This is a genomic window from Ignavibacterium sp. (assembly GCF_025998815.1).
Lineage (GTDB): Bacteria > Bacteroidota > Ignavibacteria > Ignavibacteriales > Ignavibacteriaceae > Ignavibacterium.
The window spans coordinates 2,157,882-2,176,009 of the sequence record NZ_AP026678.1; the positions used below are offsets into that span (position 1 = coordinate 2,157,882).

General features: G+C 33.6%; 9 protein-coding genes and 1 CRISPR repeat array. Of the genes, 4 read left to right on the forward strand and 5 right to left on the reverse strand.

Going from position 1 to position 18,128, the window contains the following annotated elements; genetic code table 11:
* The first annotated feature begins 178 nt into the window (after window positions 1-178).
* From cas9 to cas2, 3 genes are read left to right on the forward strand one after another with little or no spacing between them, the layout of a single operon-like run.
* Window positions 179-4,237 carry a type II CRISPR RNA-guided endonuclease Cas9 gene (gene cas9, locus Q0X14_RS09380; protein WP_366522768.1) on the forward strand — a complete coding sequence of 1,353 codons (4,059 nt, stop codon included), beginning with the start codon at window positions 179-181 and terminating at the stop codon, window positions 4,235-4,237.
* A complete protein-coding gene (cas1, locus tag Q0X14_RS09385) occupies window positions 4,234-5,190 on the forward strand; it encodes a type II CRISPR-associated endonuclease Cas1 (protein WP_297837446.1) in 957 nt (318 codons plus the stop codon). Before cas9 ends, cas1 begins: the two co-directional genes overlap by 4 nt.
* Window positions 5,184-5,519, forward strand: a complete 336-nt coding sequence (gene cas2 / locus Q0X14_RS09390) for a CRISPR-associated endonuclease Cas2 (RefSeq protein WP_366522806.1) — start codon at window positions 5,184-5,186, stop codon at window positions 5,517-5,519. The genes cas1 and cas2 overlap by 7 nt, the downstream gene beginning before the upstream one ends.
* A 121-nt stretch (window positions 5,520-5,640) precedes the next feature.
* A CRISPR array of direct repeats spans window positions 5,641-6,955; the repeat unit is 46 nt; unit sequence GTTGGTTTTAATATCCTCAAAGAACTAATTGAAATCAAACCACAAC.
* Window positions 6,956-7,593: 638 nt separating this feature from the next.
* Here cas2 and Q0X14_RS09395 read toward each other — a convergent pair.
* The 4 genes from Q0X14_RS09395 to Q0X14_RS09410 form a co-directional block, all read right to left on the reverse strand.
* The gene (locus tag Q0X14_RS09395; RefSeq protein ID WP_297837452.1) at window positions 7,594-8,901 is read right to left on the reverse strand and encodes a TolC family protein; all 1,308 of its coding nucleotides are present in this window, start codon (window positions 8,899-8,901) and stop codon (window positions 7,594-7,596) included.
* A 17-nt stretch (window positions 8,902-8,918) separates the two neighbouring features.
* Window positions 8,919-12,020, reverse strand: coding sequence for an efflux RND transporter permease subunit (locus tag Q0X14_RS09400; protein ID WP_297837454.1), 3,102 nt, complete (start codon window positions 12,018-12,020; stop codon window positions 8,919-8,921).
* Window positions 12,020-13,084: an efflux RND transporter periplasmic adaptor subunit gene (locus tag Q0X14_RS09405; protein ID WP_297837456.1), complete on the reverse strand. Its 1,065-nt coding sequence runs from the start codon at window positions 13,082-13,084 to the stop codon at window positions 12,020-12,022. The genes Q0X14_RS09400 and Q0X14_RS09405 overlap by 1 nt, the downstream gene beginning before the upstream one ends.
* Window positions 13,085-13,262: 178 nt before the next feature.
* Window positions 13,263-14,537 (reverse strand): MFS transporter, encoded by a 1,275-nt coding sequence (locus Q0X14_RS09410; protein ID WP_297837459.1) that lies wholly within the window; start codon window positions 14,535-14,537, stop codon window positions 13,263-13,265.
* 538 nt (window positions 14,538-15,075) lie between these two features.
* On the opposite strand from Q0X14_RS09410, the gene Q0X14_RS09415 reads away from it, so the two are divergent.
* Window positions 15,076-15,558 (forward strand): hypothetical protein, encoded by a 483-nt coding sequence (locus tag Q0X14_RS09415; protein ID WP_297837462.1) that lies wholly within the window; start codon window positions 15,076-15,078, stop codon window positions 15,556-15,558.
* A gap of 34 nt (window positions 15,559-15,592) precedes the next feature.
* On the opposite strand, the gene Q0X14_RS09420 is transcribed toward Q0X14_RS09415, so the two are convergent.
* A complete protein-coding gene (locus Q0X14_RS09420) occupies window positions 15,593-18,007 on the reverse strand; it encodes a DUF5686 and carboxypeptidase-like regulatory domain-containing protein (protein ID WP_297837465.1) in 2,415 nt (804 codons plus the stop codon).
* Window positions 18,008-18,128 lie beyond the last annotated feature (121 nt).

Here is an 18,128-nt window from a genome sequence, read left to right on the forward strand (position 1 = left end):
GAAAATCTTTCCGCAAAAAAGGAATGCCGAGTTGGTGGTTAAGTAATAAAAAGCCCCACGGGGTACGCGGGGCTTAAGAATTATTCTTCGGCTTATAGCCTTATTGTGGTAAGATTTCGTAGCAAACTTAAAATTTTTAAAACAATAATTCAAGTATTAAAAAAATATTGAGGGAATTATGAAAAAAGTATTAGGAATTGATCTTGGGACCAATTCAATAGGTTGGTCAATTCGTGAAATTAATTCTTCTGAAAATCAAATAGTTGATAAAGGAGTTCTAACTTTCGAAAAAGGGGTTGGTGAAGATCAGGGTAGAGAAGTACCACTTGTTCAAAAAAGAACAGAGTGCAGAAGCAAGAGAAGAAACTACCAAGCAAAAAAATACAGAAAGCAGGAATTGCTTGAAACATTAATATTAAATGAACCAAGACTTTGCCCCCTAACAATGGAAGAATTAAATGGGTGGAGAAATTATGAAAAAGGGAGAGAAAGAACCTACCCTCAATCTGAAATATTTATTAATTGGTTAAGACTTGATTTTGATGGTGATGGTAAATCAGATTATATAAACCCTTACCAACTCAGAAAAGAGGCATCAGAAAAGAAGTTAGATAATGCTTATGCACTCGGGAGAGTCTTTTATCATATGGTACAAAGAAGAGGCTTTAAAGGAAGAGATGAAGAGGAATCAAAAACAATTTTAGAGGGAAGCAAGGAAAAAGAAACCGTTGGAGCCAGTGAAATTCAAAAAATTATGGCAGAAGAAAATACGACTTTAGGTGGTGCATTATTTTTGGCCCGTGAAAAATATAATAAAAGAATACGCAATCGTTATAATCTTAGAACAGATGTTGAAGCAGAATTAAAAAGAATTTGTAAAGTACAAGACATTGATGAGAATGGTGAACTTTTTCGAAAACTATACAAATCTATAGTTTGGCAACGACCTTTAAGGACTCAAAAAGGGAACGTTGGAAGATGCACACTTGAACCTTCAAAACCTCGATGCCCGGTTAGTCATCCATTATATGAAGAATATAGAATGTGGAGTTTTATAAATAATATTAGGGTTCAATCAACACAAGCAATAGATAATAAAAGCGCGCCACTTAATAATGAGCAGAAAACAATTATTCTTCAAAATGTATTCTTTGGAAAGAAAAAGAATAAAGATGGTTTTGAATTCAAAGAGATAATTAAAGCACTGGATAAAAAAGGAAATACGCTTGGATTTAACTTTAAACCTTATATAATGGTTTCAGGTTGTCCAATAACTTTTTCACTTAAAGAAATATTTAATTGTGAACTTTCAGAAATAAAAGTACCACATAAGCCGAATGAAAAAAGAAAAGGTAAAAAGGATTATTATGATTATAACGATTTATGGCATGCTCTTTTTACTTTCGATAGTAAAGAAAAACTTGAAATCTTCGCAAAAGAAAAACTTAATCTTGATGATGAAAAAGCTAAAGCATTTAGCAAGATTCGTATGCCTAAGGGTTATGCAAGTTTAAGTCTGAACGCTATTTCTAAAATACTTCCATATTTACGCATGGGATTTATTTATTCTGAAGCTGTTTTTCTGGCTAATCTACCAAAGGTGTTCGGAAGAAAACTAAATGATGCTGAAATAAATAAAATAGCCGAGGGCATTCGGTTGCAAATGAAATTGCATAAACGAATTCGAGAAGAACTTGGTATTGTTAATAGTTTAATTGCCGATTACTTAAACAAACCTCTTGAAGAACAAACCGGGAGATATCCGGGTTACATTTTGATAAATAAAGATAAAGAGGAAATTGAACAAAAAATTATTGAGTATTTAGGAAATAAAAGATGGAACGAATTAGATTCAGAAAGGAAATTAGAAATAAAACAAAATGTTGAAAAAAAGTATCAAGAGTTTCTACAAACACCTAAGAATACCGAAATGAAACTTCTTTATCATAAACCACTAAGACTTGACGATTTAATAAAAGATTACTTAAAGAATGAATGGAAAGTAGAAGAGGCAAATCTTAAATATCTATATCATCCGTCAGAGACAGATTTGTATCCTCCTGCAAAAGAAAAAGAGGGTAAAAAATATTTAGGAGATCCAGTACCTATAAGCCGGGGATTTAAAAATCCTATGGCACTAAAAACATTACATCATCTTAAACATCTTATAAATTATCTTATTAAGAAAGGTAAGATTGATGAAGAAACAAGAGTTGTTGTTGAAATTGCACGTGAATTGAATGATGCAAATAAAAGAAAAGCAATAGAAAGATGGCAGAGAGATCGCGAAAAGCAAAACCAGGAATTTGCAAAAGCAATTAAAGAGTTCGTAGAAAAAGAAAATATTACAATGGAAATTACAGATGAGCTAATTGATAAATATAGGTTATGGATGGAGCAAGAACACCTATGTATTTACACCGGTAAAATTATTTCGCTAACAGAAATTTTCGATGGTACTAAATTCGATTTTGAACATACCATCCCCGCAGATATTTCTTTTGATAACGAACTTAAAAACCTTACAGTCGCAGATTCTTTTTATAATCGACAAATAAAACAAAAGAAAATACCTTCTGAACTTCCCAACTACGAAAGTGATGTCAAAATAGATGGCATAATATATACTGCAATAAAACCGCGACTTAAATTTATGGAAGAAAAAGTAGAACATTTCAAAAAACAAGTTGAGTTTTGGAAAAAAGAGGCGAAGAAAGCACAAACCAAAGATAGAAAGGATCAATGCATTCAGAATCGACATTACAATCAATTTGAATTAGATTATTGGTTTAAGAAACTTGACACTTTTACAATTAAAGAATACAAGCCTCAATGGCGCAATAGTCAATTGCGTGATACGCAGATTATTACAAAATATGCCCTTCATTATTTGAAAACCGTATTTGATAAAGTAGAAGCACAAAAAGGAAACGTGGTCGCTGAGTTTCGTAAAATATTTAATGTTGGATTTGAAAAAGAGAGGTCAAAACATACACACCATGCGATTGATGCAGCTGTGCTTACATTAATCCCTCCTCCAACCATACGAGACAGATTATTAAAAGAACATTTCGCTGCAATGGAAAATAATATTCAGTTTCACTCTAAACCTATTAACTGGAATAATTTTAATCCTTCAACTATCCTGGAAATTGAAAATAATACTTTAGTAAATTATATCGCACAAGATAGAACATTAGTCCCGGCAAAAAAGATTGTAAGAAAACGTGGAAAGATTCAATATGTTAAAGAAAAATTAGCGAATGGTACGTGGCAATATAAACTTGATGAAAACGGAAATCGAATTCCTTTAATCGCAAAAGGCGATAGCATTCGTGGCCAACTTCACAAAGAAACTTTTTATGGAGCAATAAAAGAAAATTCAAATGAAGATTTAACATTTGTTATAAAAAAGCCAATTAAAGATTTTAAATCCGAAAAAGAGTTGGAAGATATAGTTGATCCAATTATTAAGGAAGTTTTGCTAAAAACTGTTACTGAAAGAATCAAGAATGGAAAATCATTTAAAGAAGCAATTACAGAGCCAATCTGGATGATTGATAATAATGGCAACCCCAAGAAAACAGATAAGAATGGCAATAACCTTTTACCTATCCGGCACATAAGATGTAGAGCACGAGCTGGCAGAGGTTATTTCACAAAAGCACTCAAACTAAAAGAGCACATTTTCAAATCTGAACAAGAGCACAAGCAATGGTATTATGTACAGAATGAGATTAATTATTTATTTCTTATATATGAAAATGAAACCGATGGAAAAGTTTCAAGAACTTATGATATTATCAACTTACTAGACTTAGTAAAGATTGGAATAAAAGATTCAAATGAACTATATCAGCTTTCATCATTTAAAACAAAAGAAAAAGGGCAAGGAAAGAAGAAAACATTATATAAACTCAAACAAATATTAAAAGTTGGACAAAGAGTTTTATTCTGGAAAGAAACTCCTGAAGAATTATTTGACTTAGAAAAGAAAAAATTACTTATGCGATTGTATAAAATTTACAAGTTTAATGAAATCTCTAAAACTGCTTATGTTTATCTTAAATATCATAATGAAGCGAGACTTGATAATGAATTACCTGATGCAGAAAAAAATTTTTTAGATGGAGTGTACCAACCTTTATTAGCATTAACTCCAGATAAATTAAATTGTTGTTTTGAAGGCATAGATTTTGACATAATGCCAGATGGAGAAATTATTATGAAAAGATGATTAAAAGAACAATTTACTTTGGCAACCCCGCTTATCTTTCTAAAAAAGATGAGCAGTTAGTTATTAAAATTCCTTCTGTGAAAGAGGAAACAACTGAGCAAGCAGAACCTGACCTTAATCAGAAGTATAAAAATAGAGGGAATGAAAATATTATTCCGATAGAAGATATCGGTATTGTAATTTTGGATAATCAGCAAATAACAATAACACAAGGTCTTCTTGCCGCCTTGCTCGAAAATAATTCTGCAGTTGTAACCTGCGATAATAAACATCATCCTGCCGGCTTATTCCTCCCATTAGAAAGTAATCTTGAGCAAAGTCAGCGTTTTCAGGAACAAATAGAAGCTACCGTTCCGCTGAAAAAACAATTATGGCAGCAAACAATTTCCTCAAAAATCTTAAATCAGGCATTGCTGTTAAATAAAATTGGAATACAGTCAGATAATATGAAAAAATGGTCACGTGATGTAAAGTCTGGTGATCCCGATAATCTGGAAGGCAGGGCTGCTGCTTATTATTGGAAAAATTTATTTCCGCAAGAGCTGGATTTTAAGAGAGACCGTTACGGAGAACCACCAAATAATTTATTGAATTATGGATATGCAATCCTCAGAGCTGTTGTGGCTCGTTCGCTCGTTGCGTCAGGTTTATTACCAACTCTTGGGATACATCATCACAACAAATATAATGCATTTTGTCTTGCCGACGATATAATGGAACCGTACAGGCCTTTTGTTGATGATATTGTTGTTACCTTGGTAAGGGATGGTGAAGATTTTACCGAACTTACTCAATCAATAAAAAAGCAATTGTTAACTATACCAGTAGTTGATGTCTTCATTGAAAAACAAAAAAGACCACTTATGATTGCCGTTCAAAGAACCACAGCGTCACTTGCAAAATGTTTTTCCGGAGATCAAAGAAAGATTATTTATCCGGTTTTTAGATTATGAGATTAAATCAATACAGAATAATGTGGATACTTGTATTATTTGACCTTCCGACAGATACACCGAAGGATAGAAAGGCGTATGCAAAATTCAGGAAGGAGCTGATAAAGGATGGTTTCAATATGTTTCAGTTTTCAATTTACGCCAGGCATTGTGCAAGCAAGGAGAATATGCAGGTGCATGTTAAAAGAGTTAGAGAAATTTTACCTTCAAAAGGACATGTCGGAATATTAAAAATAACCGACAAACAATTCGGGATGATGGAAATATTTTACGGAAAGAAAAGAGAAGAATCCGGTTTTGTTGAATCTCATCAACTTGAATTATTTTAGAATTGGGGCTGAAATCAGGGTTACTTTCAGCCCCTTGTATGATATTAAAACCAGAATTCCGATTTTTTCAATCCTATTATTTCCGTAAGTTATTACATTATATAGAGCTAAAACCAAATGAGTTGGTTTTAATATCCTCAAAGAACTAATTGAAATCAAACCACAACTCAACTATGATACATTGTAATTCATGTTGGTTTTAATATCCTCAAAGAACTAATTGAAATCAAACCACAACTTAAGCTGATTATGAATTATATCAGTTGGTTTTAATATCCTCAAAGAACTAATTGAAATCAAACCACAACGTTTCGGGCTTTGTAGCTTTGATCCAATAGTTGGTTTTAATATCCTCAAAGAACTAATTGAAATCAAACCACAACTCAGAATCACGTGACTTCTTTTTAGCAACGTTGGTTTTAATATCCTCAAAGAACTAATTGAAATCAAACCACAACTAACCTCTCTGCAGTTGTCCCTTTATAATAGTTGGTTTTAATATCCTCAAAGAACTAATTGAAATCAAACCACAACTTGAACCAAGCTTTTCTTCATCAGATTGTTGGTTTTAATATCCTCAAAGAACTAATTGAAATCAAACCACAACCATACAAATGCTGAAGTAGGTGTAGTTGTGTTGGTTTTAATATCCTCAAAGAACTAATTGAAATCAAACCACAACGAAACTTATATGTTATTATTACGCAGATTTGTTGGTTTTAATATCCTCAAAGAACTAATTGAAATCAAACCACAACTAAGAACAGAGCTTTAGGACAAATCTATAGTTGGTTTTAATATCCTCAAAGAACTAATTGAAATCAAACCACAACTGTCCTATGATTTTATACTTGGAGAGAGAGTTGGTTTTAATATCCTCAAAGAACTAATTGAAATCAAACCACAACATATAACTATAGAACAAAAAATTAGATATTGTTGGTTTTAATATCCTCAAAGAACTAATTGAAATCAAACCACAACTATTTCAGTGATTGATAAATGGGTTAGTGTGTTGGTTTTAATATCCTCAAAGAACTAATTGAAATCAAACCACAACGCAGCCGCAGCACTTGTATAAGTATCTATGTTGGTTTTAATATCCTCAAAGAACTAATTGAAATCAAACCACAACTGATATTTACCTGTATAATCATTCAACTCTGTTGGTTTTAATATCCTCAAAGAACTAATTGAAATCAAACCACAACTTTGAGCAATATACTTCGTTCAAAATTTTGTTGGTTTTAATATCCTCAAAGAACTAATTGAAATCAAACCACAACTGTAATAAATGCTTTGCAGCTGGTTATGAGTTGGTTTTAATATCCTCAAAGAACTAATTGAAATCAAACCACAACATATGACAATAGGACAAAAAATTCGATATGTTGGTTTTAATATCCTCAAAGAACTAATTGAAATCAAACCACAACTAGAACTTTAGGATTAAGTTACAACACTACGTTGGTTTTAATATCCTCAAAGAACTAATTGAAATCAAACCACAACTAGGGTCGTTTCCTTTGCCTTTGATATCTTGTTGGTTTTAATATCCTCAAAGAACTAATTGAAATCAAACCACAACCTATTGGTTCGCCTGTCCCAAAAGAATGTGTTGGTTTTAATATCCTCAAAGAACTAATTGAAATCAAACCACAACTTTGACCTGCATGTTTGTCTCCTATAATTGGTTGGTTTTAATATCCTCAAAGAACTAATTGAAATCAAACCACAACAAGATGCTGTTGACAATCAGCAAAAAGAGGGTTGGTTTTAATATCCTCAAAGAACTAATTGAAATCAAACCACAACGGGTATCAGTAAGCTTGTTAACCTTAGAAAGTTGGTTTTAATATCCTCAAAGAACTAATTGAAATCAAACCACAACCTGAAACATTTGGCAACCTGTGAACATCAGGTTGGTTTTAATATCCTCAAAGAATCCCTTATGGGAAAAGCAAATCTTAAGGTTCAAGTTCAAGTTTAGGTGGTAGAACAAATTTAAATTTTTAATCAACTAAACTTAAAATTTATCTTAATCTTTAACTTATACTTTAACTTAAACCTATTGCTAATCTTTTATAATCTGTCCGCTTAATCTGAGAAGTTCTGTTTCTGCTGTCTTAGCTTCATATTGTGCAGAGACCAACCGGCTTTTAACATCAATAAGTTTACGCTGTGTTTCGCGGAATTCAAGTGGAGTAATATTTCCAAGTTTCAGTCGCTCGAGTGCAATATCAACACTTTCTTCTGCAATAATCAGATTTTCCTCTTCAAGTTTTATCAGCTTAATGCTGTTTAGATATTTTTTATAAACATTCAGAAGATTTGCCTCAATTGAATTTTTTATCAAATCATAATTCAAACGACTGTTATCAGATTCAACCAGTGCATTTTCAATTTTTCTTCTGGTGTTCAAGCCATTAAATAAATTCAGTGAGGCAGTAACGCCGTAATTCAAGCTGTAGTTTTTATTTGTTTTGATAAATCCCGCACCAGATTCTGAGTTAAGATAATTGTATCCTCCGGTTAAAGAAATTCTCGGATATAATTCCGACCTTGCAAGCGAAATATTTATTTCTGCAAGCTCAAGGTTTCTTTCTGCAATAAAAAGCTGCGAGTTTTTCTGAAGAGCTGAATTTCTCAATTCATCATAGTTAAGAGTTTCGTTAACAATTATAGTGTCTTCAACATCAAAGTCAGTATTAACATTCCTACCCAGAAGTTGATTGAGCGTTACTTTTAGTTGTTCATAATTAAGCTCTTCTTTCAGGAGTGTTGAACGATCTTCATTCAAATCAACCTGTGCCTGACGAAGGTCAAACTTTGAACCACTTCCAACATCTTTTTTTGATTCTGCAATACTAACTCTTTCTTCCGAAATTCTTATTGTTTCCTTAATAACATCGAGCACTTGTTTTTCTCTGATAAGATTAAAATAGTTATCAATAACATCTGCAATATTGTTTTCAACTTCTGCTTTGTAGTTTGCTTTGCCGATTTTGTTAAGTTGTTTAAGCAAGTCAAGATTACCAAACATTTCAAATCCATCAAACACTGTCCAGTTCAAACTTACTCCTGCAGACAAGTTAGTTGATTTAGCACCAGTCCGGTCAATAGTTCTCCCGTCAAAATATTCCTGTTTTGTGTTACTCTGACTTTTTGTATAAGAACCGGTTGCATCAATAGTCGGAAGAAAACCTGCATTACCAACAGATGCGTTATTTTCTGCAATGGTTGAGATGTTCTTTGCAATGTTTATAGAGAAGTTATTTTCGAGTGCAATTTTAACAGCATCCTTAAGTGACAGCAATTGTTGTGAAAAGCTCTGACTAACAAAAATTAAAAACAGAAATGAAATTGTCTGGAAGAATTTCATAAACACCCGCATATTTTTTATTTACTTGCAAAGATTGTTTCTTTTTCGGTTTCTTCAATTTCAGTTACATTGGAAACAGTTGCTGTGGCACGGGACAAAAATGAATAAACCGCCGGCACAACAAGCAAAGTAAGAAATGTAGAAAATATAAGTCCGCCGATTACAGCTATTCCCATCGATACTCTGCTTTCAGAACCGGCACCAAGTGCAAGAGCTATTGGCAGTATTCCAAGAACTGTTGAAAGACTTGTCATAAGAATCGGTCGTAATCTTGCTGCTGAAGCATCTTTAATTGCTTCCATCTTACTAAGCCCTGCAGCTTTACGCTGATTTGCAAATTCGACAATGAGGATTCCATTCTTTGTTACAATTCCAATCAGCATAATTATACCAATCTGACTGAAGATATTAAGAGTCTGATTGAAATACCAAAGTGAAAGCAAAGCTCCGAACAATGCAAGCGGAACAGTAAAAAGAATAATGAAAGGATCTCTGAAACTTTCAAATTGAGCCGCGAGAACCAGATAAATAAATCCTATTGCAAGAATGAATGCAAATAATAAACTCGATGAACTTTCGGCAAAATCTTTTGATGGACCGCTCAAAGCAGTAGAAAAAGATTCATCAAGGACTTCTGATGCTATTTTGTCCATTGCTTTGATGCCATCGCCAATTGTTTTACCAGGTGCTAATCCCGCAGAAACTGTTGCAGATACATAACGATTAAATCTATAAAGTTGTGGAGGTGTACTTTGTTCAGTTAATGTAACAACATTATCAAGCTGTACAAGTTTTCCCTGATTGTTGGCAACATAAAGTGACTTTAAATCAATGGGGGCATTTCTTCTGTCACGAATCAATTGACCAATAACCTGATATTGTTTACCATCTTTTACAAAATAACCAAATCGTTGTCCGCTAAAAGCTGCCTGAATTGTCTGAGCAATATCAATTGTAGATACTCCAAGATTTCTTGCCCGTTGTCTGTCAATTGTAAGTTTAATTTCAGGTTTGTTGAATTTCAGATTCACATCAACAATTGTAAAGGTGGGATCTTTTGATGCTGCTTCAAGAAACTTCGGAAGATATTCTCTCAGCTTTTCGAAATTTGGTGCCTGAATAACATACTCAACAGGAAGTCCTCCCCTTCGTTGACCAATTGATTGTTGCTGAGTTGCAAAGACTCTAGCTTCAGTCATTTTAGATAAAATTGGTCCAAGTTCATCAGCAATTCGCATCTGACTTCTTTCACGCTCAGATGGATCTTTCAGAATTATCATTGCAAATCCGGAATTAACCGAACTCGAAGCCCCGAAACCGGGTGAAGTTACAGAAATTATTGCCTCACTTTCTGGAACAGTATCTTTTAGTGTTTGAACTAACATATCCATAAATCTGTCCATATACTCAAATGAAGCTCCTTCCTGAGCAGTTGCAATAAGTCTTAAACTGCTTCTATCCTCAAGTGGTGCAAGTTCAGATGAAATGTTATTATAAAAAACATAGATCAGGATAAATGATACAGCCATTATCGGAAAGACAAGCCATCTTCTTTTAAGAAAAGCTTCAAGAGAGTTTTTATAGGCATTATTAATTTTTACAAAGAATGGCTCAGTTACATTATAGAACCAATTATGCTTATCTCTTCTCTTCAAAATTCTGGAACTAAGCATCGGAGTAAGAGTTAATGCAACAAATGATGATATGATTACAGAACCTGATATAACTATTCCGAATTCTCTGAATAATCTTCCTGTTAATCCCTGAAGAAAAATAATCGGAAGAAAAACTGATGCGAGGGCTACAGTTGTAGAGATGACTGCGAAGAAAATTTCTGCGGTACCTTTTCTTGCTGAATCAAATGGATGATCACCGGCTTCAATTTTTTTATAAATATTTTCAAGAACAACGATTGCATCGTCAACTACTAATCCAATTGCTAAAACGATTCCAAGCAGAGTAAGAACATTTATAGTAAAGTTAGCAACATACATTACAAAGAATGCTCCGATAAGAGATATTGGAATAGCGATAACCGGAATAACTGTTGTACGCCAGTCTCTTAAAAAAAGAAAGATTATCAGAACAACAAGACCAAAGGCAACAATAATAGTTTGTTCTACTTCGGTAATGGATTCGCGTATGTATTTAGTAATATCAAAACCTATTGCAGTGCTGATATCGGGCGGAAGGTCTTTTTTGATCTGTTCAAGTCTTTTATAGAATTCATCTGCAATAGCAATATTATTCGCACCGGGCTGAGCGATCAGAACAACACTTACCATAGGAATGCCATCCCGTTTGAGAATAGTTCTTTCATTCTCTGCACCAAGCTGAGCATATCCTATATCCTTAAGTCTGACAATATTGCCACTGACTTCTTTGATAATCAGTTCATTAAACTCTTCTTCATCCTGCAACCTTCCTATTGTTCTGATTGATAATTCGGTTCTGTTGCCTTCAATCAGCCCTGTGGGCAGTTCAACATTTTCACGATTAATTGCATTACGAACATCGATTGGGGTCAGATTATAAGCGGCAAGTTTTGCGGGGTCTAACCAAAGTCTCATAGAGTATCGTTTTTCACCCCAGATGTTAACAGCACTTACACCCGGTATTGTTTGAAATCTTTCTTTGAAGATATTGTTTGCTATTTCACTTAACTGAAGCAGATTTCTTTTATCGCTTTTAACATTCAGATTTATTATTGGCATTGCATCAGCATCTGCTTTGGCAACAATTGGTGGATCAACATCTGGCGGAAGTAATCTGATTGCGCGGGATACTTTATCTCTTACATCATTGGCAGCTGTTTCAAGGTCAACATCAATATCAAATTCAACTGTAATTGTACTTCTTCCATCGCGACTAACTGAGGTTAACGAACGAATTCCTGCAATACCGTTTATAGATTCTTCAAGTGGCTCTGTTATCTGAGATTCAATTACATCTGCATTTGCTCCAATATAAGAAGTGGTAACTGTTATAATTGGCGGATCGACAGATGGATATTCACGCACTCCAAGATATGTATAACCTAAAAGTCCAAGTACTACAATTGCAATTGACATTACAATTGCAAGTACAGGTCGTCTTATGCTTAATGATGAAAGACTCATTATTCAAACTCCGAAATTGTTACAGGCAAACCTGGTCTTAGCTGAAGCATTCCGGATGTAATTACAGTATCTTCGGCATTAACCCCAGAGAGCAACTGAATTCTTCTTTCAGTTCTGATTCCCGTTTCAACTTGTTGCGGAACTGCTTTTCCGTCACGATATAAAAAAACTCTTTGACCTGAAATATCAGGAACAAGTGCTTCTGTGGGTATCATCAGTGCATCATTTATTCTTTTAAGAACAAGTTCAATATTTGCGAATGAGCCGGGCAGCAATTCTCTTCCAGCATTAGAACATAATGCCCGCATACGAAGAGTTCGTGTAACCGGATCGATTTTGGGTTCAATTGCATAAATTCTTCCCACAAATTTTTTATCGCTACCAGTCACCGTAAAGTAAATTTCATCACCAGTATTAACCATCGCAGAATATCTTTCAGGAATTGAAAAATCAATTTTCACCGGATTAATATTCTGCAGTGTTGCAATTACTGTTGAATTTGTTACGAAACTTCCTTCGCTGACATTTCTTAAACCAATAACTCCACTGAAAGGAGCGCGAATTTCAGTTTTATCAATTTGTGCCTTTATTAAATCAACTTCAGATTGATTAACCTTAAGTTGATTTGCGGTCATATCATAATCTTCCTGACTGATTGCTTCTTTTTCAAGTAATTGTCTTTGTCTGAATTCAGTTTGTTTCTGCAATTCAAGTCTTGACTTAGCACTTTGTAATTGCGCCTGAAGTTCTGCATCATTTATTTTAACCAGCAAATCTCCCTGATTGACGAGACTTCCCTCTTTGAAATATATGTTTAATATTTTTCCGGATTGTTCACTTCTCAGTTCAACTTCTTCGTTTGCCAGAATTGTGCCCGTTATTAAAACTTTGTTATCAAGATTTTCAGGTTTTAGTATATGAGCTTTTACAGGAAGTGGTCCGGTTTGTCTGTTAGTGTTAACAGGATTTTTACCTTCTGAGGATCCAAGCTTTGGAATAATAAGAAGAATAAGAATTATAACGGCTAATATGGTGATCAGAATTGGTTTAAAGTTTTTTTTCATTTTCTTTTAATGTATAAAATTGTTTTTTCAAAATTATGTATAATAAAAACGCTATTAAAGTATTTAGCTTTTTTGCTGTTTAAAGATTTTATTCGTTTAATGAAAGTCAAAAACAAAAATCCTGAGTGGCAAGTAGTTTATGACTTGTCAAAATTATCTTTAGAAGGCAGGAGAAATATTACTTTCTTTTATGCACAACCAGATTATAAGCAAACATCATTGCCGCTGCTGCAACTCCAACCAAACCGATAATCAGGAAAACCATTTCGGGTTTACCGACTTCTTTTGTTCCGAAAGTATGATACAGCCATCCGCCAAAAGTACCACCTAAAAGCCAGGCAATTGCGATAGGAAGAAAAGCAAAGCCCTGAAATAATGCTGCTTGTCCTTTGGGTGCAAGGTCAGCAAGATATTCATAGAATCTTGGAGCTTGTGTTTGTTCGCCTACTGAGAAGATAAAAATTGTTGCAATGATAAATCCAAGTCCAACAATTGTTCCTGCTAAGGTAACAAAGTAAAGAAGAAACCAGCTAAGAGCAGCAAACACAAAACCAATCATAATTGCTGTTGGTGTTGGGATATTTTTAGTTAATCTGTTAATGGGAATTTGAAGCAGTATAATTGTCCAGGCACCGGTTGACAAAACTAATTCAATTGGTGCTTCGGGTGAGATATAATCTGAAATGTAAAATGGAATTACGATAAAGAATTCCCAGAATACAATCCAATACAAAGCAAAGATGAGAAGGAAAACCATAAACCTGATGTTCTTTACAACAGTCCAGAGATTTTTAACAACCTGAAGGAGCGAATCCCTTTCTTCATTAAGTTTTGCTTCCGGCTCTTTGAAAATAAATATTGTAACCAGAAACATTAACGCACAGCTTATTGCCGAAACCATATAAACAAATTCAATTCCGAATGAATCACGAACGAGATAAGCTAAGAATGGTCCTATTGCAGCACCCATATTTACAAGCCAGTAATAAATTGCATAACCAAGAGATTTTGTTTCCGGAGTGGTAGTTAATGCAACTGTTCCAAGTACACTTGGCTTTATGAATGAACCGCCAATTGCAGTAAATATTAATATAACGGAAAGTAAAGGGAACAAATCTTTATTTTCATACCAGGAAGAAAATGCTGTCATTCCTGTTGAGCCGATAAGAAAATATCCGATAGCAAGAACAAAGAATGCAAACGAAAAAGCTTTCTTAAAACCAAACTTATCAGCAAGTGCTCCGGCAAAAATCGGAAGGAAGTAAATCAACCCACCAAAGATAGAGGAAAGTTGTCCTGCCTGTACTTCATCAAACTTTAGATGATCGCGAAGGAAAACACTTAAAATTGTTGCCTGTCCATAGTATGCAAGTCTTTCGAAAAGCTCCATTCCATTTGCCACCCAGAAAGAATGCTGAAATCCGGTTTTAAGTTGTTCAAATGTTTTTGCCACAGATGTTCCCTTTCAAAAAAATTTCGGGCGAAATTTAAGTAGTCAATGAGTTAAGAACAAGAATGAACGAGGGAATGAATGCCTACCTTCGGTAGGTAAAGATGAATGTTTGAATTGATGAATGTGTGAATGCATACCTTCGTCGGGTTAATCTGAATGAGTGTTTGTCATTTCGACCCCGACCTGTCGGGGGAGAAATCTTTCAACACAATCAACATAAAACCGAATTGGTGAATGCCTGCCTTCGGTAGGTAAAGATGAATGTTTGGATTAATGAATGAATGATTTGTTGAATGAATGTATAGACGAAATTACTTGAATCCCTGCTATGCATATAAACTACAATCAATGTATTCATTACTGCTCAATGAAATCGATAAGTATTTTAATAATCTTTCATAACAAATTATTTTGCTGGCATAATGTATGCACCGGGAAATGATGTAAATCATCGTTGGCTCTATTTAATTTGAAAAAGATTTACATATCAATAATTTTTAACTGATTAAAAAATGAAATAAGGAAAGAAGGTACTACAATGAAAAATATATCTTTAATCACACTTTTACTATTCGCTTTAACTTTTCAAATTAATGCTCAGAAGAAAAGTGATGTAATTGCCGAAATTAAAAACAGTGAAGTCGTAATTAAACTTCACAGACTAATTGAGTTTGGTGGTGCAAAAGAAGGAAATAAATTTCTTGTTGCCGAAATAACTATTGAGAATATTTCTGACAAAAGCATAAATATGGGCGCAGAATACACAATGAGTATTGAATTGAAAGATGCAAAAGGTAATGAATATCGTTCAGGTTTAAGAGGTGCGGGAATTGTCTCTTCATATCTTGCAGCAAATCCTGAAGTAAAACAGGATCAGAAAGCTTATAATCTTTGTTACAGCGACAATTTTCCCGCAAAAACAAAAGCGCGCTCATTCTTATGTGGTTATGAAGTTCCGAAAGATGCAAAAATTGTTTCTTTCGGTGTGAAGAAGAAAAATCTTTGGACTGATATTAAGTAATCAATTTTTTATCTGATAATACGCCGAAAATTTTTTAGAGATTGAATAAGACGGAACTCAGACTGATTCTGAAATTATTCCCGTTTCTGTAATTCAGCTTCCAACCAAATTCAATTGACAATGGAAGTAACCCCTGTCCAAGCGAAAAGCCAATTTCATAGAACGGATGCTTAAATGTTTGAATTGGATTTACCAATATTTCATTTGATTTTGAACTAATGTCTCCATAAGCAGCATTAAAAAAGACAGTAAGCAAAATTTCAAGTCTTTTAATAACAGGAATATTCAATAGTCGGAATAACTCATCTCTGAAATTATATTCAGCATTTAATGTAACAACTCTGTCCCCAAGTATTTGATTAATTCCCAATGTTCTGAAAGTAAGTGGTGAAGAAAATGTGCTTATGTTTCCGGGAACAGCATATAAATCCTGATAAGGAACAGAACCATTCGAATAAGTTCCGTAAATTTTAATTGTTGCAGTTGTTGAATTGAAAGATCTGATAAATGTTCTGGATAAAAATTCATATTTCAGATAATCAAAATCACTTTTCAACAAATCTTTATCCGAAGCAGTAACATCCATTGAAATTAAGGTGTATGTTCTACCGAGTGAAGTTCTTCTTCTGAAGAAGCCATCTTCAATGTAGTTACGGAAATCCAATTCAAAACCAATTTTAATTGCGTTTGTTTTTCCTTCATAAACAGGAAGGTTTTGTTTGTAGGATCTATCTTTATAAAAGAATGAAAAATCTGAATTGTTAATTGCTGATTTATCGGTTCTGTTCGTAAATGATATTCTGCTTTTTAGTACAGGGAAAATTTCTCCTTCTGCAGAAACTGAAAATCCTTTTGTGTAATAGTAATCTCTGAAATCTTCCTTATAAAGCAAAGTTGAAAGCGTTCCAAAGAGTTCGCCGTAATTGTCAGATTCTGCAAAAAGAATTTTCGTTTTATTGAAAGCATTAATTCCTAAGCGAACAGTTCTGTAATCACCTAAAAGATAATTGGCTGAAAAATCCTGTTTGAATTTCTTGTCAGAAAATCCATAAGACAGGTTTAGTGATGAATTAAATCTTCTGTCGAATTCATCATTAATGAAAAATCCAAAATCAATTGAATGACCTTCAACACAATTGAAATGATACATTGCAAGCGGTGCACTTACGGAAAAAGTTTTACTCAATTTTAATCGCGAATTCAGAATTGAAAAATCATCCCAAAACTCTTTAGGAAGAGATTCAAGACTATCAATTCGTTTATAAGCTTCTTCCTCTTCATCGGTATTTGGAATTGTCTGAGTGGTAAACCAATAAGTTGAATCTTTTTTATCAGCGTCAGGTAAAACCGTAACTATTGCTTTGTTAAAAACCGATTCATCAATTTTTTTATTTACTTTGTAGTTAAACAATATTGTATTCAGTTCAAAACCAAACCTTGCAAGTCCAAGAAAATTAGCAGTCACAAACAATCGATAATCAACGGGCATTACAATTCCATCATAATAATCAAATTGCTGTACAATATTTACCGTATCGAAAATTCCCCCAATGTTTGCAGCACGATTAAGAATCAAATCAACTTTAAGTAAATCATAAGTGCTGTCTGTGATGAAAACTTTTCCAACAAATCCTGGATCTGATGGATTGTCTGGTTCAATATGAATTTGAAAAACTTTTTGATTGTTAATTGCAGAAGTTTTTTCAATATAGAAGTAATAATAATCGAGAGCGTTGTTTGAAATTGGTCCGGGTAAATCTCTTCCGAGAAAATTTATATCACTGCTGTAAAAATTCTGAATTAATCTTCCGCCGGTTAAAGTATTAACAGACGGAGGAAAGTTTGCACTTTGCTTTCGGGCAAGAATAATTTCTTTATAATTATCCGGTTTAAGGAAATATCCTTTGCTGTGACTTTCAAGAATTCCCGTTACCTTAAGTTTTGCAGTATCAGATTCACCAATTCCCAAATTAATCGAGCCGCTTCCTGTTGAGGTTATATCTTCGGTGGTTCTTATAGTTCCTTTGGAAAATGCTTCGAACTCATAGGAGAATAAATTTAGTTCTCTTTGCTTTCTTTTCTCTATTGCTTTTCGGATAATTTCAAGCGCAGGATTTTCTCCCGGCTTAACCACAACTTCAGGCAAATTTATTTCTGTGCTTTTTAGTTTGAATATCAAACCTGATAAATCAGAATTTACGTTTACTGAAATAGTATCAGAAAAATAACCAATGAATGAAGCGATGAGTTTATAATTACCAGCATTTAATTTCAGTTCAAATTCACCATTAACATTCGAAGCTGTCCCAAGAGTTGTTCCTTCAACTCTAATATTGGCAAAACTTAAACTGCTGCCGGATTGAAAATCGATAACTTTTCCTTTTATAGAAAAGCTTTGTGCAAAAACCTGAATTGAGCTAATTAAAATAATGAGTGCTAAATTTTTCATACTATTCTAATATCATCTTCCGAAAAATAAATTTTTGATAAAATTTACCTGAATTATCATAAACCAATGGAGTAATAAATTGATAAACGGATAAAATAAATATCTTACTGTTTAGTATTTT